Genomic DNA, 26745 nt, shown 5'->3' with positions numbered 1-26745 from the left:
CCGTCCTCGGCGATCGCCCGGGCGAACTCCGCGTAGTGCGGGGAGACGCCGTCGACCTCGATCCGCGCAAAGCGGCATGGCCGTCTACGACACGATGCAGTTCATCGACTGCGACGTCGCCACCTACGGCATGGGCATGGCCGCCTCCATGGGACAGTTCCTGCTCACCGCTGGCACCGCCGGCAAGCGATACTCGCTGCCCCGCACGCGGATCCTTTGCGGGACGGCGGCCGGCTGGGCGCCAAGAAGTCCTCCGGTGCGCCGGTAGCCGTTCCTCTCGCGAGACGACCGGGCGCGCGCGATGAGTTTTCGGGCGGGGTGGCGTCTGAGGCGGTATGACGATCGCGACGAGAGCGTTGAGTGTCTCCGTTCCGGTGGCTGATCAGGACGCCGCGCTGAGGTTCTACACCGAGGTGCTGGGCTGCGTGCTGCGCACCGATGTGGAGGTGTGGCCGGGCGCACGGATGATCGAGGTCGTCCCGCCGGGTCGAGTGTCGCCCTGGTGCTCCTACCCCCCGACAGCAAGATCCCGATCGCGATCCTCTTGGGCACCTCCGATGCTCAACAGGCCCACGACAACGTCCGCGAGGCCGGCGTGACCCTGCACAACGAGGAGCTGGCGCGGATGGAGGGGGTCCTGGCGATGTCCTCCTTCAGCGACCCCGACGGCAACGGTCTGGTCTACCTGGAGGACTCCGACCAGAGCGAGCCTCGTAAGCCCGACAGCCCCCTCCCACCAGAGCGAAGGAGCACGACCATGGCGAATCCCGGCCCACTGGACATCACGTTCACCGCCCGGCTGGGCAAGGTCCGACCGGCAGACACCTGGACCTGTGTCCAGCTGCCGGGATCAGCACAGATCTTCGGAACTCGTGGCCTGGTCAAGGTTGCCGGCACCGTCGACGGGCACCCGTTCACCGGAGCGTTCATGGCCCTGGGAGACGGCACCCACAAGCTCCCGGTAGCTGCTCCGATCCGCACGGCCATTGGCAAGGACGACGGAGACGACGTCGAGGTCCACCTGACCGTCCGGCTCAACTGAACTCAGCGGGTTCTGGATGTCCGGGGAGGATCCGCTTTCGAACATCGCTGTATGGCGTGATCAGTCGGCGGGCCGTTCCGGTACCGACCGTGTTGCGACGGAGTTGCCGGCGGGCGCACATGCCTGGCTGCGGTGGTCGGTCCCACCGAGCCGCACCGCGGTGATCGGCGACGCCGGCCACTCAGGCGGCGGCATGACCTCGGTGCCGATCGAGTACCGGGACCGGGTCGCCCTCGACTCCTGACCCACAGTGGCCGATCCACGACCGCAGGGGGGATGGGCGCCCGATCAGTCACCCCGTCCGAACACGATCGGACCGGGACGGCCCACAGACTGATCGGGCCCCACAGCTACGCCCGAGAGGATCGTCGAGGCGGCCGGCCGCAGCCGTGCAGGGCTACCTGACCGGCCCCTCGAGCTGTCGGAGCGCTGAGCGAAGGCGTCAGCGCGCGTCGAGGACCTCGCGCAGCCGCTCGGCGAACGCCTCCGGCTGGCCGTGCTGGCCGAACTCACCGCCGAGGAACCCACCGTGGTCGCTCGGGAAGACGGTGATCTCCTGGCCCAGCGCCTGGGCGGTCGAGACCGCGGTGCGCCAGGTGAGGGCGTCCTTCGACTCGATGCCGGCAGCGACGACGATCCGGGTCGGTGCCGCCGTCAGCGCCGGGACGTCGGGCCGGAAGGTGGCGATCGCGTCGGAGTCGTGCGACAGCAGCGGATCGCTGCGCGAACCGTCGTCCACGGCCGGGAGGCCGAAGGCCGCCGGGTCCGCGGCGGTGGCCGAGAAGTCGTCGGTGAACTCGCCCTGCCATGAGGTGAGCGCGATGAAGGCCGCCATGCCGTGCCCCCAGCCCTTGGCCTCGTAGACGGCCTGCACCGCGCGGGTGGCGGCGATCGCGCGGGCGGCGTCCGGGAGCCCATGCAGCAGCGGAGGTTCGTGGGCGACGAGCGTCGTCACGTCGTCCGGATGCGCCGCCACCAGGGCCAGCGCGGTGACCGCACCCCCGCTGCTGGCGAACATGTCCACCGGCCCCCCGACCACCTCGATGATGCGGTGGACGTCGTCGGCGTGCTGCTGGGGCGTGTGCGTGGTCCGCCCATCGGTCCGCGTGCTTCGGCCCAGGCCTCGCGGGTCGTAGGTGATCACCGTGCGGTCGGCCAGGTGCCCCGCGAGCGTGCAGAAGCCGCTGGCGTCCATCGGTGCCCCGATGAGGAACAGCGGCGGCCGTCCGTCCGCCGTCGGCAGCGGACCGCGGACGTCATAGACGAGCGATGCCTCAGGTGTGTCGAGCCTGCGGGTGGCGACCATCGTGCTCATGGCGGTGCAGACCCCACCCGCCCGCTGAACTCTCGCCCGATCAGCGGGGCGCGCCGGCTGCCGGCTCGGCGAGACCGCGCCCGTGGGCGCTCTGCGAGCCTCGATCGTGCCGCCGATGGCCTTCGACTGCCCCGTGAGACCTCCGCTAGGGACGAGGGGCGCGGGCCGGCTCGGCGCCCGCGGCGGAGCTGATGCCCTGGATTGCCTGGCGCAGTCGAGCGGCGGCCCTGTCCGGCTCGGGTTGGCCCGCCTCCAGCCAGGTCAGCACGGCGGCGACCGTGACCGTCGGGGTCAGCCGTGCAGCCCACCGGGCCCACGCCGGATCGGGGATGAAGTGGGCGAGGTGGTCGTGTGCGATGGCGGTCATCTCGGCGGTGAACACGTCGACCTCAGCGCGGAAGGCCGGCTCCCGCGCGGTGTGCTGGAAGAGCAGCCGGAACCCGTCGGGATCGGCGGCCGCGGCGGCGAGCAGGTCGTCGATGATCCGCTCGGTGTAGGGCGGGTCGCCCACCTCCGCGTGCAGCCGTGCCCGCGCGCGTCCGAGCACCGCCCGGTAGAGATCGGCCTTGGAGTCGAAGTGCCGGTAGAGGATCGCCCGGCTGACTGCTGCCGCGGCGGCCACGTCGTCCAGGCCGGTGTCCTCGAAACCGGCCGCACTGAACGCACTCGTGGCCGCCGCGAGGATCTGCTCTCGCCGCTCGGCACGCGGAAGTCTGCGCCCCGGGGCAGTGCTGGCCGCGTCGCTCACCCCTCCACCGTAGACGCGGACATGTATACCCTCGCATCTACAATCGGTCGAGGACGGGAGCGGGCATGGCTACGACCGCGGGCGACCGTGTCGTGCAGACCGTGGTCGTCGGCGCGGGTCAGGCCGGCCTGGCCGTGGGTCACCACCTGACCCGTCGTGGCCACGACGTCGTCCTCCTCGACGCCGCCGCCGCGGTGGGCGACAGCTGGCGCGAGCGGTGGGACTCGCTGCGCCTGTTCACCCCTGTCGGCTTCGACTCGCTGCCCGGTCTGCCCTTTCCCGGCCGACGCTCGGACCACCCGACCAAGGACGCCGTGGCCGACTACCTGGACCGCTACGCCGCGCACTTCGCACTACCGGTGCGGCTCGGCACCCGAGTGCAGGCGGTCACCCGCGAGAGTGCGGACTTCGTGGTCGTCACCGACCGTGGGCGCTGGCGGGCCGACAACGTCGTCATCGCCACCGGCGCCCACCACAGACCGTTCGTTCCACCCTTCGCCGCGTGGCTGGACCCGGGGCTGGTCCAGGTCCACGCGGCGCACTACCGGCGTCCCGCTCAGCTGCCGGCCGGGGCGGTCCTTGTGGTGGGAGCGGGCAACTCCGGGGCGGAGATCGCCCTCGACGTAGCCACCGACCCCGCTGAGCGCCGCACCGTACATCTGGCCGGACGCGACGTCGGGCACATTCCTCACCTGGGGCCGTGGACGTTCCAGGTCCTGCAACGCCTCGGCCGTCTCGGCGCCGTCCTCGCCCGACGCGGACTGGGTGGACACGGCGATCCCCTCGGTCGCATCCGGCCCGAGCAGCTGGCCACCGCTGAGGTGCAGCGCCACCCTCGGGTCACCGGCACCTGTGACGGGATGCCTCTGCTCGCGAACGGTCGCACCCTCGCCGTCACCGCGGTCGTCTGGGCCACCGGCTTCCGCCCGGACTACAGCTGGCTGCACCTCGACGTCCTCGACCCGGCGGGCCGGCTGCGTCAGCGCGGCGGGGTCGTCGACGACTGTCCCGGCCTCTACGCGGTCGGGCTGCCCTACCAGCGCTCGATCACCTCCCACCTGCTCGGGGGTGTCGGCGCCGACGCCCGCCGCGTCGTCGACCACCTGCTCGCACGAGACAGGCGCGGTCAGCGCGCCCTGTTGCGCTGACCGATCGGCTACTGGTCAAGCCGGCGCTGAACCGAAGTCGCACCGCGCCGGTGGGTGTTCGAGTCGTCCGGGCCGCCGGCGATGGAGGCCATTGGCCACCGTCGGGGTGAGGCAGGCGAACCGAGGAGCTACTGCAGGGCGTCCGGACGGCGCGTCGCTCACCGGGGGGACGGCGCAGGCCCGGCCGAGCCCGCTAGCGTCGCCGGTGTGAGCGCGCACACGGACAGCTTCGAGGCCGACGTCGTCGTGGTGGGGGCGGGGCTGGCCGGACTGGTCGCCACCGCCGAGCTGGCCGACGCCGGCAAGCGGGTGATCCTGGTCGACCAGGAGCCCGAGGCGTCCCTGGGCGGGCAGGCGTGGTGGTCCTTCGGCGGGCTGTTCCTCGTCGACTCGCCCGAGCAGCGCCGGCTGCGGGTGCACGACTCGCTGGAGCTGGCCCGGCAGGACTGGTTCGGCACCGCCGGGTTCGACCGCGACACCGACCACTGGCCGCGCCAGTGGGCCGAGGCCTACCTGCAGTTCGCCGCCGGGGAGAAGCGCGCCTGGCTCAAGGAACAGGGCATCGGGTTCTTCCCGGTGGTCGGCTGGGCCGAGCGCGGCGGCTACACCGCGACCGGCCACGGCAACTCGGTGCCCCGGTTCCACATCGTGTGGGGCACCGGGCCGGGGATCGTCGCGCCGTTCGAGCGCCGGGTGCGGGCCGCGGCCGAGGCCGGCCTGGTGCAGCTGCGGTTCCGGCACCGGGTGTCGGAGCTGGTGGTCAGCGGCGGAGCCGTGACCGGCGTCCGCGGCGCGGTCCTCGAGCCCAGCGACGTCGCCCGCGGCGAGGCGAGCTCCCGTACCGAGGTCGGGGAGTTCGAGTTCGCCGCGCAGGCCGTCGTCGTCACCTCCGGGGGGATCGGCGGCAACCACGACCTGGTCCGCAAGAACTGGCCGGCCCGCCTCGGTCCCGCGCCGCAGCGGTTGCTCTCCGGCGTCCCGGCGCACGTCGACGGGCTGATGCAGGAGGCCACCGTCGCCGCCGGCGCCAGCATGGTGAACGGCGACCGGATGTGGCACTACACCGAGGGGATCGCCAACCACTCGCCGGTGTGGGCCCGGCACGGCATCCGGATCCTGCCCGGGCCGTCGTCGCTCTGGCTCGACGCCACCGGGCAGCGCCTGCCGGTCCCGCTCTTCCCCGGGTTCGACACCCTCGGCACCCTGGCCCACATCGGGACCACGGGCCACGAGCACACCTGGTTCGTCGCGACGCACAAGATCGTGGAGAAGGAGTTCGCCCTCTCCGGCTCGGAGCAGAACCCCGACCTCACCGGCAAGGACATGAAGCTCCTGCTCACCCGGGTCAAGGCGGGCGTCTCCGGTCCGGTCCAGGCGTTCCTGGACAAGGGGGAGGACTTCGTCGTCGCCGACACCCTGCCCGAGCTCGTCGCGGGGATGAACCGGGTCACCGGCGGCACGCCGGAGCTCGACCTGGCCCAGGTGGAGCGGGAGATCGTGGCCCGGGACCGGGAGATCGCCCACCCGTTCACCAAGGACCTGCAGATCACCGCCATCCGGGGTGCCCGCAACTACCTCGGCGACAAGCTCATCCGCGTCGCGCCGCCGCACCGCATCCTCGACCCCGAGGCCGGGCCGCTCATCGCCGTCCGGCTCAACCTGATCACCCGGAAGAGCCTCGGCGGCCTGGAGACCGACCTGTCCGGCCGCGTGCTGCGACCCGGCGGCGAGGTCTTCCCCGGGCTGTACGCCGCCGGTGAGGTCGCCGGTTTCGGCGGCGGCGGTGTGCACGGCTACCGCTCGCTGGAGGGCACGTTCCTCGGTGGCTGCCTCTTCTCCGGCCGGACCGCGGGCCGTGCGCTCGCGGCCGCCCTGTGAGCGGACGGGTGACGCTGTGAGCGCACCGCGCGACCCCTGGTCGGACCCGTCGACGCCGACCGAGCAGGGACCGGCCTACACCGGGCCGCCACCCACCACGCCGCCCTACGGCTACGGGGCGCCGGGCCCCTACGGTCCGCCGCCGTGGGGGTACGGCCCGCCGCCGCCCTACGGCTACCCGGCGCCCTACCCGGGCGCGCCCTACGCCGGTGCCCCGTACCCGGGCGGGCCCCGGCCGGACCGCCGGCCGGGCCAGGTGATCGGGGCGGCGGTGCTGACCTTCGTCCAGGCGCTGCTGGTGCTGATCGCCTCGCTGTACGTCTGGTTCTTCGCCTCCCTCGCGGAGCTTGCGATCGAGGAGAGCCCGACCGCCGCGCCCACCCAGGCGTACGAGTTCGCCCGCGAGGGCAACCTGCTGTCGATCGTCCAGCTGGTGTCGGTGGTGCTGCTCGTGGCCGCCGGCATCCTGGCGCTCGCCCGGCGCACCCGCGTCGCCTGGCTGGTGCTGCTCGCCGCGCACGCGGGGCAGCTCCTGCTGACCGTCTACTGGTGGGCCAAGCTGGGCGACCTGATGGGGCCCGCCGCGGCCGGCCAGGACCTCGGCGGGGTGGTCGCGGCGTTCAGCCTCTTCTTTGCGGCGGCTCCGCTGGTCGCCCTCGGCCTGGTCCTGCTCGGCCCCGGGCGGCACTGGTTCACCGGCCCGCAGGGCTGACCTGCGCGCACGGCACACTTGCGGGCATGTCCGCCAGGAACCCGTCTCCTCCGGCGTTGGCCCCCGAGGTCGCCGCGCTGCTGCGCCGCGACCCGGCCGGGCTGGTCGCCGCCGTCGTCCAGCAGCACGACACCCGCGAGGTGCTCATGCTGGCCTGGATGGACGACGAGGCGCTGCACCGCACGCTGACCTCCGGCCGGGCCACGTACTGGTCGCGCAGCCGGGAGGAGTACTGGGTCAAGGGTGAGACCTCCGGTCACCGCCAGTGGGTCCGCGACGTCCGCGTCGACTGCGACGGCGACGCGCTGCTGGTGCTGGTCGACCAGGAGGGCGCCGCCTGCCACACCGGCGAGCGCAGCTGCTTCCACCGGGGGCTGCCCGTCACGCAGGGGGCCGGCTCGTGAGGTTCGGCGGGACCTCGCCCTCGCGGGAGGAGTTCGCGGCGCTGGACGCGGCGGTCGTCCCGGTCACCCGCCGGCTGCTGGCCGACGGCGAGACCGCCGTCGGGGTCTACCGGAAGCTGGCCGGCAACCGTCCCGGGACGGTGCTCCTGGAGTCGGCCGAGCAGGGCAAGCGGTGGGCGCGGTACAGCTTCGTGGGGGTCCGCAGCGCAGGCGTGCTCACCGAGCGGGACGGCCGCACGCAGTGGCTGGGGGAGGACGTCCCCGGGCTCACCGACGACCTCCCGGGCGACCCGCTGGAGGCCGTCCGGGTCCTGGCGCGGCGGCTGCGGTCCCCCCGCACCCCCGGGCTGCCCCCGCTGACCGGTGGCCTGGTCGGCTACCTCGGCTACGACGTGGTGCGCCGCCTGGAGCGGCTACCGCAGACCAGCGTCGACGACCTGGGCATGCCGGAGCTGGCGATGATGCTGGTCACCGACCTGGCCGTGCTCGACCACAGCGACGGATCGGTGCTGCTGATCGCCAACGCCCTGCGCGGCGCCGGCGGGGGAGCGAGCGGGTACGACGACGCGGTCGCCCGGCTGGACGAGATGGCCGACGCGCTGGTGCGGCCGGCCGCACCGGCGGTGGCCGTGTTCGAGCCGGCGGACGTGCCGTCGTCGGTAGGCAGCAACCTGGCGCCCGGCGTGTTCCAGGACGGCGTGGAGCGGGTGCGCGAGCACATCCGGGCCGGCGACGCCTTCCAGGTGGTGCTGGCGCAGCGGTTCGAGCTGGCGACCGAGGTCGACGCCCTGGACCTGTACCGGGTGCTGCGCGCGACCAACCCGTCGCCGTACATGTACCTGCTGCGCTTCGCCGGCCGGGAGACCCCGTTCGACGTCGTCGGGTCCTCGCCGGAGGCGCTGGTGACGGTGACCGGCTCCTCGGCGGTCGTACACCCGCCGGCGGGCACCCGGCCGCGCGGCGCGACCCCGGAGGAGGACGTCCGCCTGGCCGAGGGGCTGCTGGCCGACCCCAAGGAGCGGGCCGAGCACGTCATGCTCGTCGACCTCGCCCGCAACGACCTGGGGCGCGTCTGCGTCCCCGGCAGCGTGGAGGTGCCCGACTTCATGCGCGTGGAGCACTACAGCCACGTCATGCACCTGGTGTCGACCGTCGCCGGTGAGGTGACGCCCGGGTGCGACGCCCTCGACGTCTTCGACGCCACGTTCCCCGCGGGCACCGTCTCCGGCGCCCCCAAGCCGAGCGCGATGACGATCATCGAGACCCTGGAGCCGACCCGGCGGGCGCTGTACGCGGGCACCGTCGGCTACGTCGACGCCGGCGGCGACATGGACATGGCGATCGCCATCCGCACCGCCGTCCTGCACCAGGGGCGGGCCTACGTGCAGGCCGGGGCCGGGATCGTCGCCGACAGCGACGCCGCGACCGAGGAGGCGGAGACCCGGCACAAGGCCCGCGCGGTGCTCTCGGCCATCGCGACGGCGGAGGGGCTGCGGGAGCTGACCGCGGAGGCCGGGTGAGCGCTGCCGCGGAGGCTCCCGCGGCCGGCCGGGCCCGCCGTGAGCTCGCCTCCGCCGTCGCGGGAGGGGTCCTGGCCGGCGCGCTCGCGCTGTCGGCGGCCGGCCAGCGCTGGGCCGCCGTGACCGCGGAGCGCCGTGCGCCCCTGCCGCCGGTGTCGGGGACGCTCACCGGCGGCGACGCCGCACCGCTGGTCACCGCCGCCGGCCTGGTGCTCCTCGCCGCGGCGCTGGCGCTGCTGGCGGTGCGCGGCGCGGGCCGGGCGGTCGTCGGGCTGCTGATGGCGGCGGCGGGCGGCGCCCTGCTGTGGTCGGGCGTCCGGGTCCTCACCGGCGGCGTGGCCGACGCCGCCGCGGACCTGCCCGGCGTGGGCGGCGCCAGCGTGACCCGCACGACCGTGGACGTCTCCGCCGCCTGGCCGGTGCTGGCGGTCGTCGCCGGCGTGCTGGCGGTCGCCGCCGGGCTGCTGGCCGCGCTGCGCGGCAGCTCGTGGCCGGCGATGGGACGGCGCTACGAGCGCACCCCCGGCACGGCGCCGGCGCGGTCCAGCGAGCAGCGCGCCGACGACGCCTGGAAGGCGCTCGACCGCGGGGAGGACCCCACCGAGCCGCCGCCGGCACCCCGGTCCGGTCCGGCCGCATAGCGGAACCGGCCGGACCGGTCCGCCCGACCCCGGGCCGGAACGCGCCCGGCCCGCCTCTACAGTGGGTCCACCCATCCGCCCGGGATCGACGTAGGAGGCAGTGGCGCCCATGCGCAACCACCTGACCTCGGCCGAGGCTGCGACCACGCCGTGAACGTGCTCGACGAGATCGTTGCCGGTGTCCGCGCCGACCTCGCCGTCCGCGAGGCGGCCACGCCGCTGGACGAGGTGAAGGCCGCCGCGCAGGCGGCCCGCCCCGCGCTCGACGCGCTGGCGGCGCTGAAGGCTCCCGGTGTGGGTGTCATCGCCGAGGTGAAGCGGCGCAGCCCGAGCAAGGGCGACCTGGCCGACATCGCCGACCCGGCCCGGCTGGCCCAGCAGTACGCCGCCGGCGGCGCGCGGGTGATCTCCGTGCTCACCGAGCGGCGCAAGTTCCTCGGCTCGCAGGCCGACCTGGACGCCGTGCGCGCCGTGGTCGACGTCCCGGTGCTGTGCAAGGACTTCGTCGTGAGCAGCTACCAGGTGCACGAGGCCCGGGCCCACGGTGCCGACGTCGTCCTGCTGATCGTGGCGGCGCTGGAGCAGAACGTCCTCGTCGGGCTGCTCGAGCGGGTGGAGTCGCTCGGCATGACGGCGCTGGTCGAGGTGCACACCGAGGCCGAGGCCGACCGCGCGATGGCGGCCGGCGCATCGGTCATCGGGGTCAACGCCCGCGACCTGACGACGCTGCAGGTGGACCGGTCCACGTTCGAGAAGATCGCCCCGGGACTGCCGTCGGAGGTGGTCAAGGTCGCCGAGTCCGGCGTCCGCGGCCCGCACGACCTGATCGGCTACGCCGCCGCCGGGGCCGACGCCGTCCTCGTGGGAGAAGGCCTGGTCACCGCGGGCGACCCCCGTCAGGCGGTCGCCGACCTGGTCACGGCCGGCTCGCACCCGGCCACCCCGCGCACCTCGCGCTGACCACGGGGGACCCCTCCGCCACCGTCCGGTCCTCGCGCGGGACACTGGGCGCATGACGACGACCAGCCCGCCGCAGCCCGGAGAACTCTCCCTCCCGGCGCGCCCGGGCTGGCCCGACGCGACGGGGCACTTCGGGGTCTTCGGCGGACGCTTCGTCCCCGAGGCGCTCATCGCCGCGCTCGACGAGCTGACCGAGGCCTACGAGGCCATGCGGGTCGACCCGGCGTTCCTCGCCGAGTTCGCCCGGCTGCAGCGGGACTACACCGGCCGGCCCAGCCCGGTCACCGAGGTCCCCAAGTTTGCCGAGCACTGCGGCGGCGCGCGGGTGCTGCTCAAGCGGGAGGACCTCAACCACACCGGGTCGCACAAGATCAACAACGTGCTGGGCCAGGCGCTGCTGACCAAGCGGATCGGCAAGCAGCGGGTCATCGCCGAGACCGGTGCCGGTCAGCACGGCGTGGCGACGGCGACCGCCGCGGCGCTCATGGGGCTGTCCTGCACGGTCTACATGGGCGAGGAGGACACTCGGCGGCAGGCGCTGAACGTGGCCCGCATGCGACTGCTCGGCGCCGAGGTGATCCCGGTGACCACCGGCTCCCGGACCCTCAAGGACGCCATCAACGAGGCCTTCCGCGACTGGGTGACCAACGTCGAGACGACCAACTACGTGTTCGGCACCGTCGCCGGTCCGCATCCCTTCCCGGCGATGGTCCGCGACTTCCAGCGCGTCATCGGTGACGAGGCGCGCAGCCAGGTGCTCGAGCGGGAGGGGCGGCTGCCCGACGCCGTCCTGGCCTGCGTGGGCGGTGGCTCCAACGCGATCGGCATCTTCACCGCGTTCGTCCCCGACGACGGTGTCCGGCTGATCGGCCTGGAGGCCGGCGGCGACGGCGTGGACACCGGCCGGCACGCGGCCACCATCACCGGGGGCACCCCCGGAGTCCTGCACGGCGCCCGCTCGTACCTGCTGCAGGACGACAACGGCCAGACGGTCGAGTCGCACTCGATCAGCGCCGGCCTGGACTACCCGGGCGTCGGCCCGGAGCACTCCTACCTGCACGACATCGGGCGGGCCGAGTACCGCCCGGTCACCGACGCCGAGGCCATGGAGGCGTTCGCCCTGCTCTGCCGCACCGAGGGCATCATCCCGGCGATCGAGTCGGCGCACGCCCTGGCCGGGGTGATGAAGCTGGGCCGGGAGGTGGGGCCGGACGCGCTGCTGCTGGTCAACCTCTCCGGGCGCGGTGACAAGGACGTGGAGACCGCGTCGCGGTGGTTCGGGCTGGGCGACCGCGAGGAGGTCGACCCCGGCCCCGGGCTCGACACCGACCAGCAGCCCACCGAGGGCGCGGTCAGCAACGACACGGCCGTCGCCGGCCCGGACGCAGGGGAGACGGCGTGAGCAGTCTGCTGGCACAGCGCATCGGCTCGGCGCGGGCGGAGGGGCGCGCGGCGCTGATCGCCTACGTCCCCGTCGGCTTCCCGTCGGTCGACGGGTCGATCGCGGCGATGGTGTCCGCCGTCCGAAACGGCGCCGACGTCGTGGAGATCGGCGTGCCGTACAGCGACCCGGGCATGGACGGGCCGGTGATCCAGCAGGCCGTGGACGTCGCCGTCCGCGCCGGCGTCGGGATGCCGGACGTGCTCCGTGCCGCCGAGGCGGTGGCCGCGGCCGGCGCGGTGCCCGTGGTGATGAGCTACTGGAACCCGATCGAGCGCTACGGCGTCGAGCGGTTCGCCACCGACCTGGCCGCGGCCGGGGGAGCGGGTGCCATCACCCCCGACCTCATCCCCGAGGAGGCCGGGGCCTGGCTCGCCGCCGCCGAGCGGGCGGACCTGGACCGGGTGTTCCTCGTCGCGCCGTCGTCGACCGATGCCCGGCTGCGGTCCACCACCGCCGCCTGCCGCGGGTTCGTCTACGCCGCCTCGACCATGGGGGTCACCGGCACCCGCGCCACCGTCGGCGACGCGGCCGAGCGCCTCGTGGCACGCACCCGGCAGGCGGCACCCGACCTCGCCGTCTGCGTCGGCCTCGGCGTCTCGAACGGCGAGCAGGCGGCGGAGGTCGCCGGGTTCGCCGACGGCGTCATCGTCGGCTCGGCGTTCGTCCGCGCCCTGCTCGACGCACCCGACGAGCAGACCGGCGCGGACGCGGTCGGTCGGCTCGCCGCCGACCTGGCCCACGGTGTCCGTGCGAAGGTGCCGGCATGACCGTGCTCGCCGCCATCCCGAGCCCGACCCAGGGGGTCTGGGAGCTGGGCCCACTACCGATCCGCGCCTACGCGCTGTGCATCGTCGCCGGCATCGTCGCCGCCGTCGTCATCACGCAGAAGCGCTGGGTCGCCCGAGGGGGCGCCGCCGAGGACGTCCTCGACGTCGCGGTCTGGGCGGTGCCCTTCGGCATCGTCGGCGGCCGGCTGTACCACGTGATCTCCAGCCCACGGCCGTACTTCGGCGAGGGCGGCGATCCGTTGCGGGCGTTCGCGATCTGGGAGGGCGGCCTGGGGATCTGGGGCGCGATCGCCCTCGGCGCCGTGGGCGCCTGGATCGCCTGCCGGCGCCGGGGCATCCCGCTGCCCGCGTTCGGTGACGCGCTGGCCCCCGGACTGCTGGTCGCCCAGGCGATCGGCCGGCTGGGCAACTGGTTCAACAACGAGCTCTACGGCGGGCCCACCGACCTGCCGTGGGCGCTGACGATCTACGAGTGGAGCGGCGGGCAGGCGGTCACCGGGCCCGATGGCGAGCCGTTGGTGCTGGGCACCTTCCACCCGACGTTCCTCTACGAGATGCTGTGGAACCTGGCCGCGGCCGGGCTGGTCATCTGGGCCGACCGGCGGTTCCGGCTGGGGCACGGCCGCGCCTTCGCGCTGTACGTGGCCGCCTACTGCGCCGGCCGGCTGTGGATCGAGCTGCTGCGCACCGACCCGGCCGAGACGCTCTTCGGCGTCCGGATCAACGTCTTCACCTCGATCATCGTCGGGCTGCTGGCAGTGGCCTATTTCATCTGGCAGCGCGGCCGGCCACGCGAGGTCATCACGCGTGGTGAGGAGATGGCTACGGCCAGCTCGAATCGGTCCGCGAGGGAGCCGGAGGAGGTCCGGGAGGCGTCCGGCGACCGCGTACGTGAGGACGATCACCAGCCGCCGGCCACCGGCTGAGGACGGGAAACCGCGCAGGTCCGGCCAGGGTTCACCGGTATCTCGCCGTACCGTCACGGATCGGCTTCGGCCGTGTCAGATCGACGTTACGGCTGTGTACCCTTCGGGCTGACCCGCCAGCGATCCTGGCCGGGTCGTAGTGTCGGAACCGGGCCAGCGCTGCCCCGCGGACGACGGCTCACCGGCACCACCCGGTGGGCTCGCGCGCCACCGCTGGTCGGGGCACCTGTGTCCGTCCCGCACCGCGCGCTCCGCACGTGCCGCCAGCTCCGCCGCCCTTGACCTCCGGCCCGGGCCCCAGCCCCCGTCCACCCTCGCCCGAGGGAACGACGGTGCGCCGACGACGGGAGTGACATGACCGACCTTCCCGCCCGCGCCACGACGGCGATCCCCTTCTCGGCCGTGCCCCCGGCCCAGGGGTTGTACGACCCGGCGAACGACAAGGACGCCTGTGGCGTCGCCTTCGTCGCCGATGCCCGCGGCCGGCGCAGCCGCCGCATCGTGCAGGCCGGTCTCACCGCGCTGCACAACCTCGACCACCGGGGTGCCGCGGGCTCCGAGCCGAACTCCGGCGACGGCGCCGGCATCCTCACCCAGATCCCCGACGCCCTGCTGCGCGCCGGCGTCGACTTCGACCTGCCGCCGCTGGGCGAGTACTCGGTCGGCATCGCCTTCATGCCGGCCGACGGGGCCGAGCGGGCCGCCCGCGTCGAGGACGTCGCCCGGCTCGCCGAGGAGGAGGGCCTGACGGTCCTCGGCTGGCGCGAGGTGCCCGTCGACCCCGACGGTGCCGACCTCGGACCCACCGCGCGCGCGGTCATGCCGCACTTCGCCCAGCTGTTCGTCGCCGAGACGATGGCCGGCCGCGCCGACGCCACCGCCTTCGGCGGGAATGTGGAGTGCAACGGCGTCACCCGGCTCGAGCGGCGCTCCTTCGTGCTGCGCAAGCGGGCGGAGCGCGCCGCCGTGGACGCGGGCAGCTCGCTGTACATCGCCTCGCTGTCCTCGCGGACGATCACCTACAAGGGCATGCTGACCACCGACCAGCTGCCGCTGTTCTTCCCCGACCTGCGCGACGAGCGCTACGAGTCGGCGATCGCCCTGGTGCACAGCCGGTTCTCGACCAACACCTTCCCGAGCTGGCCGCTGGCCCACCCGTTCCGCTTCATCGCGCACAACGGCGAGATCAACACCATCAAGGGCAACCGCAACCGCATGCGGGCCCGCGAGGCCAAGCTGGCCACCGAGCTGTTCGACGGCCCCGCCGGCCCGGCGTCCGAGCTCGGCCTGGAGCGGATCTTCCCGGTCACCGCCAGCGACTTCAGCGACTCGGCGACCTTCGACGAGGTGCTCGAGCTGCTGCACCTGTCCGGCCGCTCGCTGCCGCACGCGGTGCTGATGATGATCCCGGAGGCGTGGGAGAACCACGACGAGATGGACCCCGCCCGCCGGGCCTTCTACCGGTTCCACTCCTCGATCATGGAGCCGTGGGACGGGCCGGCCGCGGTCTGCTTCACCGACGGCACGCTCATCGGCGCCGTCCTCGACCGCAACGGCCTGCGCCCGGGCCGCTGGTGGCACACCAAGGACGACCTCGTCGTCATGGCCAGCGAGGTCGGCGTGCTCGACATCCCGGCCGCCGACGTCGTCGCGAAGGGCCGGCTGCAGCCGGGCCGGATGTTCCTCGTCGACACCGCCTCCGGGCGGATCGTCTCCGACGAGGAGGTCAAGGGTGCCCTGGCCGCCGCCCAGCCGTACGACGACTGGCTGCACGCCGGACTGGTCCACCTGCCCGCGCTGCCCGAGCGGCGCCGGTCGCGCCCCAGCCACGAGTCGGTCGTCCGCCGGCAGATGCTGTTCGGCTACACCGAGGAGGACCTGCGCCTGCTGGTCACGCCGATGGCGGCCAGCGGCGCCGAGCCGATCGGGTCCATGGGCACCGACACCCCGATCGCCTCGCTCTCGGACCGCTCCCGGCTGCTCTACGACTACTTCGGTCAGCTGTTCGCGCAGGTGACCAACCCGCCGCTGGACGCCATCCGCGAGGAGCTGGTGACCAGCCTGGGCCGGACCTTCGGGCCCGAGCAGAACCTGCTCGCCGCCTCGCCGGCGTCCTGCCGGCAGGTGCACCTGCCGTTCCCGGTCATCGACAACGACGAGCTGGCCAAGATCCTGCACATCGACGACGACGGCGACCTGCCCGGCTACGCCGCCGTCCGGATCACCGGGCACTTCGACGTCGACGGCGGCGGGACGGCGCTGGCCGAGGCTGTCGAGCAGCTGCGCACGAAGGTGAGCAAGGCGATCTCCGCCGGGGCCCGCATCATCGTGCTGTCCGACCGGGACTGCGACGAGAAGCGCGCGCCGATCCCGTCGCTGCTGATGACCGCGGCCGTGCACCACCACCTGGTGCGGGAGAAGACCCGCATGGAGGTCGGCCTCGTCGTCGAGTCCGGCGACTGCCGCGAGGTCCACCACGTGGCCCTGCTGCTCGGCTACGGCGCCGCCGCGGTCAACCCGTACCTGGCGTTCGAGTCGATCGAGGACCTCATCCGGGACGGCGTCCTCACCGGCGTCGAGCCGGCCCAGGCGGTGCGCAACGTGGTCAAGGCGCTCGGCAAGGGCGTCCTGAAGGTCATGAGCAAGATGGGCATCAGCACCGTCGGCTCGTACACGATGGCGCAGATCTTCGAGGCCGTCGGGCTCTCCCAGGACCTGGTCGACGAGTACTTCACCGGCACCTCCGCCCCGCTGGGCGGCGTCGGCATCGACGTGCTCGCCGAGGAGGTGGCCATGCGCCACCGCCGGGCCTACCCGGAGAACCCGACCGAGCGGGCGCACCGCCGGCTGGAGACCGGCGGCGAGTACCAGTGGCGTCGCGAGGGGGAGGTGCACCTGTTCAACCCCGAGACGGTGTTCCTGCTGCAGCACGCCACCCGCTCCCGGCAGTTCGACGTCTTCGAGAAGTACACGGAGACCGTCGACAAGCTGTCGGAGGAGGCCGCCACCCTGCGCGGGCTCTTCACGCTGCGGACCGGGGTCCGCCCGCCCGTGCCGCTCGACGAGGTGGAGCCCGCCAGCGAGATCGTGAAGCGGTTCAACACCGGCGCGATGAGCTACGGCTCCATCTCGCAGGAGGCGCACCAGACCCTCGCCATCGCGATGAACCGTCTCGGCGGCCGCTCGAACACAGGTGAGGGCGGCGAGGACCCCGACCGCTTCACGCCCGACCCGAACGGCGACCTGCGCCGCTCGGCGATCAAGCAGGTCGCCTCGGGCCGGTTCGGCGTCACCAGCGAGTACCTGGTCAACGCCGACGACATCCAGATCAAGATGGCGCAGGGCGCCAAGCCCGGCGAGGGCGGCCAGCTGCCCGGCAGCAAGGTCTACCCGTGGGTGGCGCGGACCCGGCACTCGACGCCGGGTGTCGGGCTGATCAGCCCCCCGCCGCACCACGACATCTACTCGATCGAGGACCTCAAGCAGCTCATCCACGACCTCAAGAACGCCAACAACGACGCGCGCGTGCACGTCAAGCTGGTGTCCGAGGTCGGGGTGGGCACGGTCGCGGCGGGGGTGAGCAAGGCCCACGCCGACGTCGTCCTGATCTCCGGGCACGACGGTGGTACCGGTGCCGCGCCGCTCACCTCGCTCAAGCACGCCGGCTCGCCCTGGGAGCTGGGCCTGGCCGAGACGCAGCAGACGCTGCTGGCCAACGGCCTGCGCGACCGCATCACCGTCCAGGTGGACGGGCAGATGAAGACCGGGCGGGACGTGGTAGTCGCGGCTCTGCTGGGCGCCGAGGAGTTCGGCTTCGCGACCGCACCGCTGGTGGTCTCCGGTTGCGTGATGATGCGGGTCTGCCACCTGGACACCTGCCCGGTCGGCGTCGCAACCCAGAACCCGGAGCTGCGCAAGCGGTTCACCGGGCAGCCGGAGTTCGTGGTCACCTTCTTCGAGTTCCTGGCCGAGCAGGTGCGCAGCTACCTGGCCGAGCTGGGCTTCCGCTCGATCGACGAGGCCGTCGGCCACGCGGAGCTGCTCGACACCCGTCAGGCCGTGGGCCACTGGAAGGCGCAGGGCCTGGACCTCTCGCCGATGCTGGTCGTCCCCGAGCTGCCGGAGGGCGCCCCGCTGCGCCGGGTGAAGGCGCAGGACCACGGTCTCGACGTCGCCCTGGACCAGACGCTGATCCAGCTGTGCGAGGGGGCGCTGCTCGACGCGCGGCCGGTCAGCCTCGAGCTGCCGGTGCGCAACGTCAACCGCACCGTCGGCACGATGCTGGGGTCGATGGTCACCCGCCGGTTCGGCGGCGAGGGCCTGCCCGACGGCACAATCGACCTCACCTTCGGCGGGTCGGCCGGGCAGTCGTTCGGCGCCTTCGTGCCGCGCGGCATCACCATGCGCCTGTTCGGTGACGCGAACGACTACGTCGGCAAGGGCCTGTCGGGCGGGCGGATCATCGTCCGGCCCTCCCGCGAGGCGTCCTTCGCCGCCGAGGACAACGTCATCGCCGGCAACGTGATCGGCTACGGCGCCACCAGCGGGGAGATCTTCCTGCGCGGCCGGGTCGGCGAGCGGTTCTGCGTCCGCAACTCCGGTGCGCTCGCCGTCGTCGAGGGCGTGGGCGACCACGCGCTGGAGTACATGACCGGCGGCCGCGCGGTGATCCTCGGGCCGACCGGCCGCAACATCGCGGCCGGCATGTCCGGCGGCATCGGCTACGTCCTCGACCTCGCCCGGCACCGGGTGAACAGCGAGATGGTCGACGTCGAGCCGCTGGACGGCGAGGCCGCGCAGTGGTTGCGCGACGTGCTGGTGCGCTACGCCGCCGACACCGAGTCGCCCGTGGCCGCGGCGCTGCTGGCCGACTGGGGACGCTGGTCGGAGCAGTTCAGCGTGATCATGCCGCGCGACTACCGGCGGGCCCTGGAGGCCCGGCGTGCCGCCGAGGCCGCCGGCGTCGACGTCGACCGCGCGGTGATGGAGGCGGCTCGTGGCTGAGGTGTGCGTCCGCGGATCGAACGAGCAGCAGAGGGAGGCAGCACGTGGCTGACCAGACCGGTTTCCTGAAGTACGAGCGCGGCCTCCCGCCGCGCCGTCCCGTCGAGCTCCGGATCATGGACTGGCAGGACGTCTACACCCGGCGGCAGAACGGGGAGGACCCGCTCTTCCCGACGGCGGAGGTGCGCAAGCAGGCGGCCCGCTGCATGGACTGCGGCATCCCGTTCTGCCACCACGCCTGCCCGGTGGCGAACCTGATCCCGGAGTGGAACGACCTGGCCCGCCGCGACGACTGGCAGGACGCCATCGAGCGGCTGCACGCGACCAACAATTTCCCGGAGTTCACCGGGAAGCTCTGCCCGGCGCCGTGCGAGGGCTCCTGCGTGCTGAACCTGCAGGAGTCGCCGGTCACCATCAAGCAGATCGAGTGGGAGATCATCGACCGGGCGTGGGACGAGGGCTGGGTCAGCCCCCAGACCCCGGCCGAGCGGACCGGCAAGAAGGTCGCCGTCATCGGGTCCGGCCCCGCCGGGCTGGCCGCCGCCCAGCAGCTCACCCGGGCCGGGCACGACGTGACCGTCTACGAGCGGGCCGACCGCGTCGGCGGGCTGCTCCGCTACGGCATCCCCGAGTTCAAGATGGAGAAGTCGGTCCTGGACCGGCGGCTGGACCAGATGCGCGCCGAGGGCACCCGGTTCGTCACCGGGGTCGAGGTGGGCGGCAGTGGCGAGGGCGACCTGTCGGTCGAGCAGCTGCGCGCGGACTTCGAGGCCGTGGTCCTGGCCGGTGGCGCGACCATCGGCCGTGACCTGCCCGCCCCCGGGCGCGAGCTGGCCGGCATCCACCTGGCCATGGAGTACCTGCCCTACGGCAACCGGCAGGCGCTCGGGGAGCTCGACGACCCGCCCATCAACGCGCACGGCAAGCACGTCGTGATCATCGGTGGCGGTGACACCGGGGCCGACTGCCTCGGCACCGCCCACCGGCAGGGGGCGGCCTCGGTCGCCCAGCTGGAGATCATGCCGGCGCCGCCGGACCGCCGGGACATGGGCGCCAACCCGTGGCCGACCTACCCGATGGTCATGCGCGTCTCCAGCGCCCACGAGGAGGGCGGCGAGCGGCTCTACTCGGTCAACACCGAGCGGTTCGTGGGGAACGAGGAGGGCAACGTCCGCGCGCTGCTGATCCACGAGGTCGAGCGGGTCGACGGCCGGTTCCAGAAGGTCGAGGGCACCGAACGCGAGCTCCCGGCCGACCTGGTGTTCCTCGCGATGGGCTTCACCGGGGCGCAGCGCGAGGGCCTGGTCGACACCCTCGGCGTGGAGGTCGACGGGCGCGGCAACGTGGTCCGCGACGACGCGTTCATGTCCACCGTGCCCGGCGTCTTCGTGGCCGGCGACATGGGTCGCGGCCAGTCGCTCATCGTCTGGGCGATCGCGGAGGGCCGCGCCGCGGCGGCCGCCGCCGACACCTGGCTGACCGGTGAGTCGATGCTGCCCCGTCCGGTCACCCCGACGGCGGTCGCGCTCCGCTAGGACCCAGCGCCCCGCTGAGATATCGCGCTCCTCCGGACCGCACCGCGGCCGACGGCCGTCCCCGGTCCGGAGGAGCGTCTCCGTCCCGCCTGCGCGGAGCCCTCCGGGGCTCCGCGCAGGGGAGCGGGCGACACGCGGCGGTGGCCCGCGGGCGCCATCAGTTCGGTGGAGCACTAGCGTTATCGCCATGTCCCGCCGCGCCAAGATCGTCTGTACCCTGGGTCCGGCCACGAGCTCCGCCGAACAGGTCACCGCCCTGGTCGAGTCGGGGATGGACGTGGCCCGCCTCAACTTCAGCCACGGGTCGCACGAGGACCACGCATCGGCCTACGCGCTGGTGCGCGAGGCCTCCGACCGCGTCGGCCACGCGGTGGCCATCCTCGCCGACCTGCAGGGCCCCAAGATCCGCCTCGGCACGTTCGCCGACGGACCGGTGCGCTGGGAGACCGGCAGCCAGATCTGCATCACCGTCGAGGACGTCGCCGGCACCGCCGAGCGGGTGTCGACCACCTACAAGAACCTGGCCAACGACGTCCGCGTCGGTGACCGGCTCCTGGTCGACGACGGCAACCTCTCGCTCAGCGTGGTCGGCGTCGAGGGCCCGGACGTCTTCTGCCTCGTCGTCGAGGGCGGTCAGGTCTCCAACAACAAGGGCCTCTCGCTGCCCGGCGTCGCGGTGAGCGTGCCCGCCCTGTCGGACAAGGACGAGCGCGACCTGCGCTTCGCCCTGCACCTGGGCGTGGACTTCATCGCCCTGTCCTTCGTGCGCTCGCCGACGGACAGCGCCCTGGTCCGCGACATCATGCGCCAGGAGGACATCTACGTCCCCGTCATCGCCAAGCTGGAGAAGCCGGAGGCGGTGCGGAACCTCGACGCCATCGTCGAGGCGTTCGACGGGATCATGGTCGCCCGCGGCGACCTGGGCGTGGAGCTGGCCCTCGAGCAGGTGCCGCTGGTGCAGAAGCGGGCCATCCAGGCCGCCCGCGAGCGGAACAAGCCCGTCATCGTCGCCACCCAGATGCTCGAGTCGATGATCACCAACTCACGGCCGACCCGGGCCGAGGCCTCCGACGTGGCCAACGCCGTGCTCGACGGCGCCGACGCGGTGATGCTGTCGGGCGAGACGTCCGTCGGTGCCTATCCGATCGGTGCCGTGCGCACGATGGAGCGGATCATCGCCGCCGTCGAGGGCGACCACATGCCCGTGCCCGAGATCCTCCGGCGTTCGCGGTCGCGCTCGGGCGCGATCGTGCGGGCGGCCAAGGACATCGGTGAGTCGCTCGACGTGAAGGCGCTGGCGACCTTCACGCAGACGGGGGAGACCACCCGCCGGCTGGCGGCGCTGCACCCGCGGATGCCCCTGCTGGCCTTCACCGTCGACCCCCGCGTCCGAAGCCGGCTCGCGCTCTCGTGGGGCGTCGAGACGTTCCTGGTGCCCACGGTCGAGCACACCGACGACATGGTCGCCCAGGTGGACTTCTCGCTGCTGTCGATCGGCCGGCTCGAGGTCGGCGACCGGGTGGTCGTGGTCGCCGGCAGCCCGCCCAACACCGTCGGCTCCACCAACCTCATCCGGGTGCACGAGGTGGGTACCGACTCGTGAGCGAAGCGGCCGCCGGCAGCCAGGCCGCGTCGCTCATGACGGTGCTGGACCTGGAACAGCGCGACACCGACCTCTACGTCGGGCAGACGCCGCGCAGCCCGCTCCAGCGGATCTTCGGCGGGCAGGTGGCCGGCCAGGCGCTCATGGCGGCCACCCGGACGCTGCCGGAGGACCGTGCGGTGCACTCGCTGCACTCGTACTTCCTGCGGCCCGGCGACCCGCACGAGGAGATCCGCTTCTCCGTCGACCGGATCCGGGACGGGCGCAGCTTCACCACCCGCCGGGTCGTCGCGTGGCAGCGGCGCAACGGCGAGGACGTGGCGATCTTCTCCCTCACCGCCGACGCCTCGGCGCCCCAGCCGGTGGTGGCCGAGCACGCCCGGCCGATGCCCGAGGTGCCGGCGCCGGAGGAGCTGCCGACCCTCGCCGAGCTGGTGGCCCCCTACGGCGAGCACGCCTCCGCGGCGCTGGCGATCAGCCGGGCGGTCGACCAGCGGCTGATGGAGGACCCCTTCGCGCGGACCCCCAAGCTGCCGCCGCACACGAAGACCTACGCCTGGATGCGGGTGGCCGGCCGGCTGCCCGAGGACGCCTCCGTGCACGCCGCCGCGCTGACCTTCGTCAGCGACCTCACCCTGCTGTCCGCGGGGCTGGCCCGCCTCGGTGGCGGGTGGGGCGGCCGCTACGTGGGGGCGAGCCTGGACCACGCCGTCTGGTTCCACCAGCCGGTCCAGGCCGACGAGTGGTTCCTCTACGAGACCGACAGCCCTGCGGCCTCGGCCGGCCGGGCGCTGTGCTTCGGCGAGATCTGGGCCGCGGACGGCACGCACGTCGCCACGGTGGCCCAGCAGGGCCTCATCCGCTCCCTGGAGCGCTGAGGCCCCGCTCCGCCGGTCAGGCGGGGCGCCCGGCGTCCTCGGTGTCGTCGGCGGGGAGCTCGTCGGCCGGGACGGCGGGCTCGTCCGCGGGCTGCTGCGCCGTGGACTCGCCCAGCTCGGCCTGCTCGCGCTCGGCCCGGTCAAGCTCGGCCTGCTCGCGCTCGGCCTGCTCGCGCTCGGCCTGCCCCCGCTGGGCCCGCTCGCGCTCGGCCCGTTCCTGCTCGGCCCGCTGACGTTCGGCGGCCCGCGCGGCTGCCTGCTCGGCGGCCTGGGCGGCGAAGTCGGCGGCGAGCCAGTCGTGGCCCTCGGTCAGCAGCGCCCACACCCGCTCGACGTGCGCCCGCGTCGTCGCCGGGGAACCGATCGCCACGCGGAGGACCGGCTCCCGCTGCACCGTGGTGTGGGTGAGGAAGACCTCGCCGCCGTCGTTGAGCCGGTCCAGCAGCGTCATCGTCGCGACATCGGCGTCCACGCCTTCCGGCCACCGCGGCTTCAGGCAGACCAGCGAGAGCGGGTGCGGCGCGACGACGTCGAACCGCTCGTCGGCCGCTGCCCACCCGGCCAGCTCCTGGGCGAGGGCGACGTGCCCGCGGATGTGGGCCCGCAGCCCCTCCGCCCCGTACCAGCGCACCACGAACCACAGCTTGAGCGCCCGGAACCGCCGGCCCAGCGGGATCTGCCAGTCACGGAGGTCGGCCACGGCACCGGCTTCGGTGGCGGCGTTGCGCAGGTACTCGGGGAGGATCGACAGCGCGCCCGTGAGGGCGGCGCGGTCGGCGACCCAGAAGAGGGTGGCGTCGAAGCCGGTGAGCAGCCACTTGTGGGCGTCGGTCGTGTAGCTGTCGGCCCACTCGACGCCGGCCTGCAGGTGGCGCAGTTCCGGCGCGACGGCGCTCACCCCGGCGTAGGCGGCGTCGACGTGCAACCAGACGCCGTGCTTCTGGCAGATCGGCCCGATCGCGGCCAGCGGGTCCACGGCGGTGGTCGAGGTGGTGCCGACGGTGGCGCAGACCAGCACCGGGCGGTAGCCGCGGTCGACGTCGCGCTGCAGCCGGGCGGCGAGCGCGCCGGGGTTCATAGCGAGGTCGCCGTCGACCTCGACGATGCGGATGGCGTCGGTGCCCAGGCCCGCGATGCGCACCGCCTTCTCCATCGAGGAGTGCGTCTCGCTGGAGACGTAGACGGTGGCGCGCTCCGGCTGGACCCCCTGGCGCAGGGTGGCCCCGCCGCTCGCGCGGTGCAGGGCGGCGAGCAGCGCGACCAGGTTGGCGCCGGAGCTGGAGTCCTGGACGACGCCGCCGCCGGTGCCGGTGGAGCGGAAGGACTCCGGGAGGCCGAGGAGCTCGGCGAACCAGTCCATGACGTGCTGCTCGAGCTCGGTGGCGGCCGGGCTGGCCACCCAGGACATGCCCTGCACGCCCAGGCCGGCCGAGACGAGGTCGCCGAGCACCGACGGGCCGGAGGTGTTGGCCGGGAAGTAGCCGAAGAAGCCGGGGTGCTGCCAGTGCGTGAGGCCGGGCACGACGACCCGGTCGAGGTCGGCCAGGACGGCGGAGAACGGCTCGCCCTGGTCGGGGGCGGAGGCCGGCAGCTCGGCGCGGACGTCGCCGGGGGTGACCTGCGAGCGCACCGGGAAGGAGCCGATCCGCGTCCAGTAGTCCGCGATCCAGTCGACGACCTCGTGGCCGTGGCGCCGGAACTCGTCGGGGGTCATGTGCGGTGCGGGCTCGGTCACGCCGCCCACCGTATTGCGTCCGGTCGCCGCCACCGCGGACGGCACCTGGCCGTGGCGGTGGCCGTGGAGCAGGACCGCCCACCGTCCCGCTCAGCGGATCAGCGCACCTCCGGCACCCGCGACGAGGCGGTCGCCGAGATCCGAGCGGCGGTAGAGCACCGAGCGTCCGTGCCGGGCGGAGACGAGCAGGCCGGCGGCCCGCAGCGCCCGCAGGTGCTGGTTCACCGCGGGTGTGGTCACGCCGAGCCGGACGGCCAGCTCGGTCGATGACGACGGGGTGATCAGCTGGGCGAGCAATCCCGCGCGGACTGCGCCCACCAACGCCGCGAGTGCTGAGGACGACGACGGCTGCTGGGTCTCCCACAGCGTGCCCGCCCCGCGGGCGGCATACATGACCAGCGGCGGCTCATCGGGCGAGATCGGGGCGGACGCGGTGCGCCCGAAGAGGGTGGGCACCAGCGTCAGACCGTCCCCGGTCGTCGACCGGGTGTAGCTGACCGGCGACTTCAACCGTACGGACACGACGCCGTCGGCGAAGCTCACCGTCTCGGCGAGGTTGGCGAACATGTGGGCCAACCCGCGCTGGGCCAGCTCCCGGCCGCGGTGGACCACGTCGGCCTCGAGCACCGCACGCATCCGCGGCCACGCATCCCTGGCGAACGACCTCTCCCAGTACGCGTGCAGGGCGTCGACGATCCGGGCGCGGACCGCCTGCGGGCTCCCCCGCAGGGGAGCGGGCAGGACGTCGTGCAGCGCACGCAGGTCGCGGGCGACCGTGTCGGCGTCGACGTCCCCGAGCGCTTCCAGCTCCTCCTCGATCCGGGTGAGCGGGGAGCGCGGCCGCGGGGTGAGGAAGTCCGGTGTCCACAGCTGGTCGTTCGTCAGGGCGAGCAGCACGGTCTCGTCGAGGTCCGCGCGTGCCGCCGCGACGTGGTGCAACCAGGGCAGCTGCAGCGGATAGCGACCGGGATCGCGCCAGGCGCGGAGGGAGAAGACCAGTTCGTTGAGCGGCGAGATGGCGAAGCGCACGTCCGCCAGGTCCATGCCGGCCAGCTCGTATCTGATCATGAAGCAGGACGCTACATCGATGGTGATGGCTCACTCGTGGCTGGCACAACTGGCCCGTGTCCTCCGCGATCGCGGCAGCGCCGGCGAGATGGCTGGTGGCCGCTTCCTCCACGTTGCGCCCGTCCGACCCGCTGGCCCGGGTGCTCACCTGGTCGACGATGGTCGCGGCATTGAGCAGCGGGCTGTTCTACAGCGTCAGTGCGCTGTTCTTCACCCGGGTCATCGGGCTGGCGGCCACCACGGTCGGCCTCGGGCTCACCGTCGCCGGAGCTGCCGGGGTGGCCGGCAGCTTCGGAGCCGGCTATCTCGCCGACCGCATCGGGGCCGAGCGCGTGCTGCTGGCCGCCACAGCCGCCCAGGGCCTCGCACTCCTGGCCTACAGCGTCGCGACGAGCGCGTCCGCGTTCGTCGTCACCGCCTGCTGCGCGGTCGGGTTCCGTGCGGTGCAGGGCACCGCCCGCTCCGCTTTGCTCGCCCGGTGCTTCACCGGCGCGGACCGGGTGGCCGTGCGGGCGCGGCTGCGGGTGGTCACCAACGTCTTCATCGGCCTGGGAACCTGTCTGGCCGCCCTCGCGCTCCTGCGCGACACCGCCGGTGCCTACAGCGCCACGGTGGTCGTCGTCGGCGCCCTCGTGCTCCTGTCCTGCGCGCCGCTGCTCGGCCTCCCCGCGCTCGTGCGGGAGCGTCGCGGGGACACCCCGGTCGTCGCCGCCCTCGGGGCGGACGCGGGGCGCTCGCCGCTGCGGGACGGCCGTTACCTCGCCGTCGCCGGCCTCAATGCGGTCCTCGCGATGCACTTCGGGTTGCAGACCGTCGGCGTCCCGCTCTGGGTGGCCGGCGGTACGGCGGCGCCGCCGGTGACGGTCTCGGTGCTGCTGGTGCTGAACACCGTGCTGATCGCCCTCTTCCAGGTCCGGGCGGCGCGGGGTACCCACGACATCCCCACCGCGGGGCGCGCCGTGGCACTGGCCGGCGGCCTGCTGGCGGTGGCCTGCGCGCTGTATGCGGCGGCCGGCCTCGGCGACGTGGTGGTGGCCGTCGCGGTGCTGGTGCTCGCCGCCCTCGCGCACACGGCCGGGGAGATGTGGGGAGAGGCCGGCAGCTGGGGGCTCGCCTTCGAGCTCGCCGACGAACGCCGCGCCGGCGCCTACCAGGGCGTGAGCCAGACCGGCTACGCCATCGGTGCCATGCTCGCGCCGCTGGTCGTCACGGCCACGGCCATCGATCACGGCGCGGCGGGCTGGGCGGTGCTGGGCGGGTGCTTCCTCGTCGCCGGGCTGCTCACCTTCGCCATCGCCCGCCGGGCGACCTCCGGCACCCGCACCGGCGAGGCGTGACGGCGGGGTCCGGCCCAAGGGTGGCTCCGTGGCGGCGGTGTCGTCCGAAGGACGACGAG

21 protein-coding genes and 1 pseudogene are annotated in these 26745 nt (G+C 73.6%); 18 read left to right on the top strand and 4 right to left on the bottom strand.

The annotated features are described in order from the left end of the window. The first annotated feature begins 76 nt into the window (after positions 1 to 76). From ACI79T_RS00815 to ACI79T_RS00805, 3 genes and pseudogenes are all read left to right on the top strand, one after another. Positions 77 to 268 carry an ATP-dependent Clp protease proteolytic subunit gene (locus tag ACI79T_RS00815; RefSeq protein WP_456608140.1) on the top strand — a complete coding sequence of 64 codons (192 nt, stop codon included), beginning with the start codon at positions 77 to 79 and terminating at the stop codon, positions 266 to 268. Between the two features lie 67 nt (positions 269 to 335). Beyond that, a pseudogene (locus ACI79T_RS00810) lies at positions 336 to 431 on the top strand (VOC family protein); the annotation flags it as partial. 17 nt (positions 432 to 448) lie between these two features. Then, positions 449 to 1042, top strand: a complete 594-nt coding sequence (locus ACI79T_RS00805) for a DUF1905 domain-containing protein (protein ID WP_456608139.1) — start codon at positions 449 to 451, stop codon at positions 1040 to 1042. Positions 1043 to 1484: 442 nt separating this feature from the next. Here the strand turns inward: ACI79T_RS00805 and ACI79T_RS00800 are convergent, their stop codons facing one another. Together ACI79T_RS00800 and ACI79T_RS00795 are read right to left on the bottom strand one after the other, a co-directional pair. After that, entirely contained in the window at positions 1485 to 2357 is an 873-nt protein-coding gene (locus tag ACI79T_RS00800) for an alpha/beta fold hydrolase (RefSeq protein ID WP_456608138.1), read from the bottom strand. A gap of 145 nt (positions 2358 to 2502) precedes the next feature. After that, positions 2503 to 3105: a TetR/AcrR family transcriptional regulator gene (locus ACI79T_RS00795; protein WP_456608137.1), complete on the bottom strand. Its 603-nt coding sequence runs from the start codon at positions 3103 to 3105 to the stop codon at positions 2503 to 2505. A gap of 65 nt (positions 3106 to 3170) precedes the next feature. On the opposite strand from ACI79T_RS00795, the gene ACI79T_RS00790 reads away from it, so the two are divergent. The 14 genes from ACI79T_RS00790 to ACI79T_RS00725 all read left to right on the top strand — a co-directional run bounded on the left by ACI79T_RS00790 (position 3171) and on the right by ACI79T_RS00725 (position 22546). Next, on the top strand, positions 3171 to 4253 hold the full coding sequence (locus ACI79T_RS00790) for a flavin-containing monooxygenase (protein WP_456608136.1): 1083 nt from the start codon (positions 3171 to 3173) through the stop codon (positions 4251 to 4253). A gap of 207 nt (positions 4254 to 4460) precedes the next feature. Next, positions 4461 to 6131 (top strand): FAD-binding dehydrogenase, encoded by a 1671-nt coding sequence (locus ACI79T_RS00785; RefSeq protein WP_456608135.1) that lies wholly within the window; start codon positions 4461 to 4463, stop codon positions 6129 to 6131. 16 nt (positions 6132 to 6147) lie between these two features. Next, positions 6148 to 6843, top strand: a complete 696-nt coding sequence (locus ACI79T_RS00780) for a hypothetical protein (protein ID WP_456608134.1) — start codon at positions 6148 to 6150, stop codon at positions 6841 to 6843. Positions 6844 to 6869: 26 nt separating this feature from the next. Further along, on the top strand, positions 6870 to 7247 hold the full coding sequence (gene hisI / locus ACI79T_RS00775) for a phosphoribosyl-AMP cyclohydrolase (protein ID WP_456608133.1): 378 nt from the start codon (positions 6870 to 6872) through the stop codon (positions 7245 to 7247). Then, on the top strand, positions 7244 to 8767 hold the full coding sequence (locus ACI79T_RS00770; protein WP_456608132.1) for an anthranilate synthase component I: 1524 nt from the start codon (positions 7244 to 7246) through the stop codon (positions 8765 to 8767). Before hisI ends, ACI79T_RS00770 begins: the two co-directional genes overlap by 4 nt. Beyond that, positions 8764 to 9408, top strand: a complete 645-nt coding sequence (locus tag ACI79T_RS00765; protein WP_456608131.1) for a Trp biosynthesis-associated membrane protein — start codon at positions 8764 to 8766, stop codon at positions 9406 to 9408. Before ACI79T_RS00770 ends, ACI79T_RS00765 begins: the two co-directional genes overlap by 4 nt. Positions 9409 to 9558: 150 nt before the next feature. Further along, positions 9559 to 10368 carry an indole-3-glycerol phosphate synthase TrpC gene (gene trpC, locus ACI79T_RS00760; protein ID WP_456608130.1) on the top strand — a complete coding sequence of 270 codons (810 nt, stop codon included), beginning with the start codon at positions 9559 to 9561 and terminating at the stop codon, positions 10366 to 10368. A 52-nt stretch (positions 10369 to 10420) separates the two neighbouring features. Then, positions 10421 to 11770 (top strand): tryptophan synthase subunit beta, encoded by a 1350-nt coding sequence (gene trpB / locus ACI79T_RS00755; RefSeq protein ID WP_456608129.1) that lies wholly within the window; start codon positions 10421 to 10423, stop codon positions 11768 to 11770. Beyond that, positions 11767 to 12579, top strand: a complete 813-nt coding sequence (trpA, locus tag ACI79T_RS00750) for a tryptophan synthase subunit alpha (RefSeq protein WP_456608128.1) — start codon at positions 11767 to 11769, stop codon at positions 12577 to 12579. The genes trpB and trpA overlap by 4 nt, the downstream gene beginning before the upstream one ends. Further along, positions 12576 to 13526 (top strand): prolipoprotein diacylglyceryl transferase, encoded by a 951-nt coding sequence (gene lgt / locus ACI79T_RS00745; protein WP_456608127.1) that lies wholly within the window; start codon positions 12576 to 12578, stop codon positions 13524 to 13526. Before trpA ends, lgt begins: the two co-directional genes overlap by 4 nt. 354 nt (positions 13527 to 13880) lie before the next feature. After that, on the top strand, positions 13881 to 18530 hold the full coding sequence (gltB, locus tag ACI79T_RS00740) for a glutamate synthase large subunit (protein ID WP_456608126.1): 4650 nt from the start codon (positions 13881 to 13883) through the stop codon (positions 18528 to 18530). Positions 18531 to 18574: 44 nt separating this feature from the next. Next, a complete protein-coding gene (locus tag ACI79T_RS00735) occupies positions 18575 to 20065 on the top strand; it encodes a glutamate synthase subunit beta (RefSeq protein WP_456608125.1) in 1491 nt (496 codons plus the stop codon). A gap of 187 nt (positions 20066 to 20252) precedes the next feature. After that, complete coding sequence (gene pyk, locus ACI79T_RS00730; RefSeq protein WP_456608124.1) at positions 20253 to 21668, top strand: pyruvate kinase; 1416 nt, start codon at positions 20253 to 20255, stop codon at positions 21666 to 21668. Then, positions 21665 to 22546: an acyl-CoA thioesterase gene (locus ACI79T_RS00725; RefSeq protein WP_456608123.1), complete on the top strand. Its 882-nt coding sequence runs from the start codon at positions 21665 to 21667 to the stop codon at positions 22544 to 22546. Before pyk ends, ACI79T_RS00725 begins: the two co-directional genes overlap by 4 nt. Positions 22547 to 22562: 16 nt before the next feature. Here the strand turns inward: ACI79T_RS00725 and ACI79T_RS00720 are convergent, their stop codons facing one another. After that, positions 22563 to 24281: a pyridoxal-dependent decarboxylase gene (locus ACI79T_RS00720; RefSeq protein WP_456608122.1), complete on the bottom strand. Its 1719-nt coding sequence runs from the start codon at positions 24279 to 24281 to the stop codon at positions 22563 to 22565. A 90-nt stretch (positions 24282 to 24371) separates the two neighbouring features. Continuing rightward, the gene (locus tag ACI79T_RS00715) at positions 24372 to 25349 is read right to left on the bottom strand and encodes a DUF5937 family protein (protein ID WP_456608121.1); all 978 of its coding nucleotides are present in this window, start codon (positions 25347 to 25349) and stop codon (positions 24372 to 24374) included. Between the two features lie 56 nt (positions 25350 to 25405). Here ACI79T_RS00715 and ACI79T_RS00710 point away from each other — a divergent pair, with 56 nt between their 5' ends. Continuing rightward, positions 25406 to 26686 (top strand): MFS transporter, encoded by a 1281-nt coding sequence (locus ACI79T_RS00710; RefSeq protein WP_456608120.1) that lies wholly within the window; start codon positions 25406 to 25408, stop codon positions 26684 to 26686. The last annotated feature ends 59 nt before the right edge of the window (positions 26687 to 26745 follow it).

Source organism: Blastococcus sp. SYSU DS0619 (assembly GCF_054051035.1).
This window is presented reverse-complemented; position numbering and strand designations above follow the sequence as displayed.

Excerpts from the sequence above, each read along its gene's own strand:
- ACI79T_RS00815 (WP_456608140.1), top strand. The coding sequence starts at position 77 with ATGGCCGTCTACGACACGATGCAGTTCATCGACTGCGACGTCGCCACC.
- ACI79T_RS00800 (WP_456608138.1), bottom strand. The coding sequence starts at position 2,357 with ATGAGCACGATGGTCGCCACCCGCAGGCTCGACACACCTGAGGCATCG.
- ACI79T_RS00790 (WP_456608136.1), top strand. The coding sequence starts at position 3,171 with ATGGCTACGACCGCGGGCGACCGTGTCGTGCAGACCGTGGTCGTCGGC.
- hisI (WP_456608133.1), top strand. The coding sequence starts at position 6,870 with ATGTCCGCCAGGAACCCGTCTCCTCCGGCGTTGGCCCCCGAGGTCGCC.
- trpB (WP_456608129.1), top strand. The coding sequence starts at position 10,421 with ATGACGACGACCAGCCCGCCGCAGCCCGGAGAACTCTCCCTCCCGGCG.
- lgt (WP_456608127.1), top strand. The coding sequence starts at position 12,576 with ATGACCGTGCTCGCCGCCATCCCGAGCCCGACCCAGGGGGTCTGGGAG.
- gltB (WP_456608126.1), top strand. The coding sequence starts at position 13,881 with ATGACCGACCTTCCCGCCCGCGCCACGACGGCGATCCCCTTCTCGGCC.
- pyk (WP_456608124.1), top strand. The coding sequence starts at position 20,253 with ATGTCCCGCCGCGCCAAGATCGTCTGTACCCTGGGTCCGGCCACGAGC.
- ACI79T_RS00715 (WP_456608121.1), bottom strand. The coding sequence starts at position 25,349 with ATGATCAGATACGAGCTGGCCGGCATGGACCTGGCGGACGTGCGCTTC.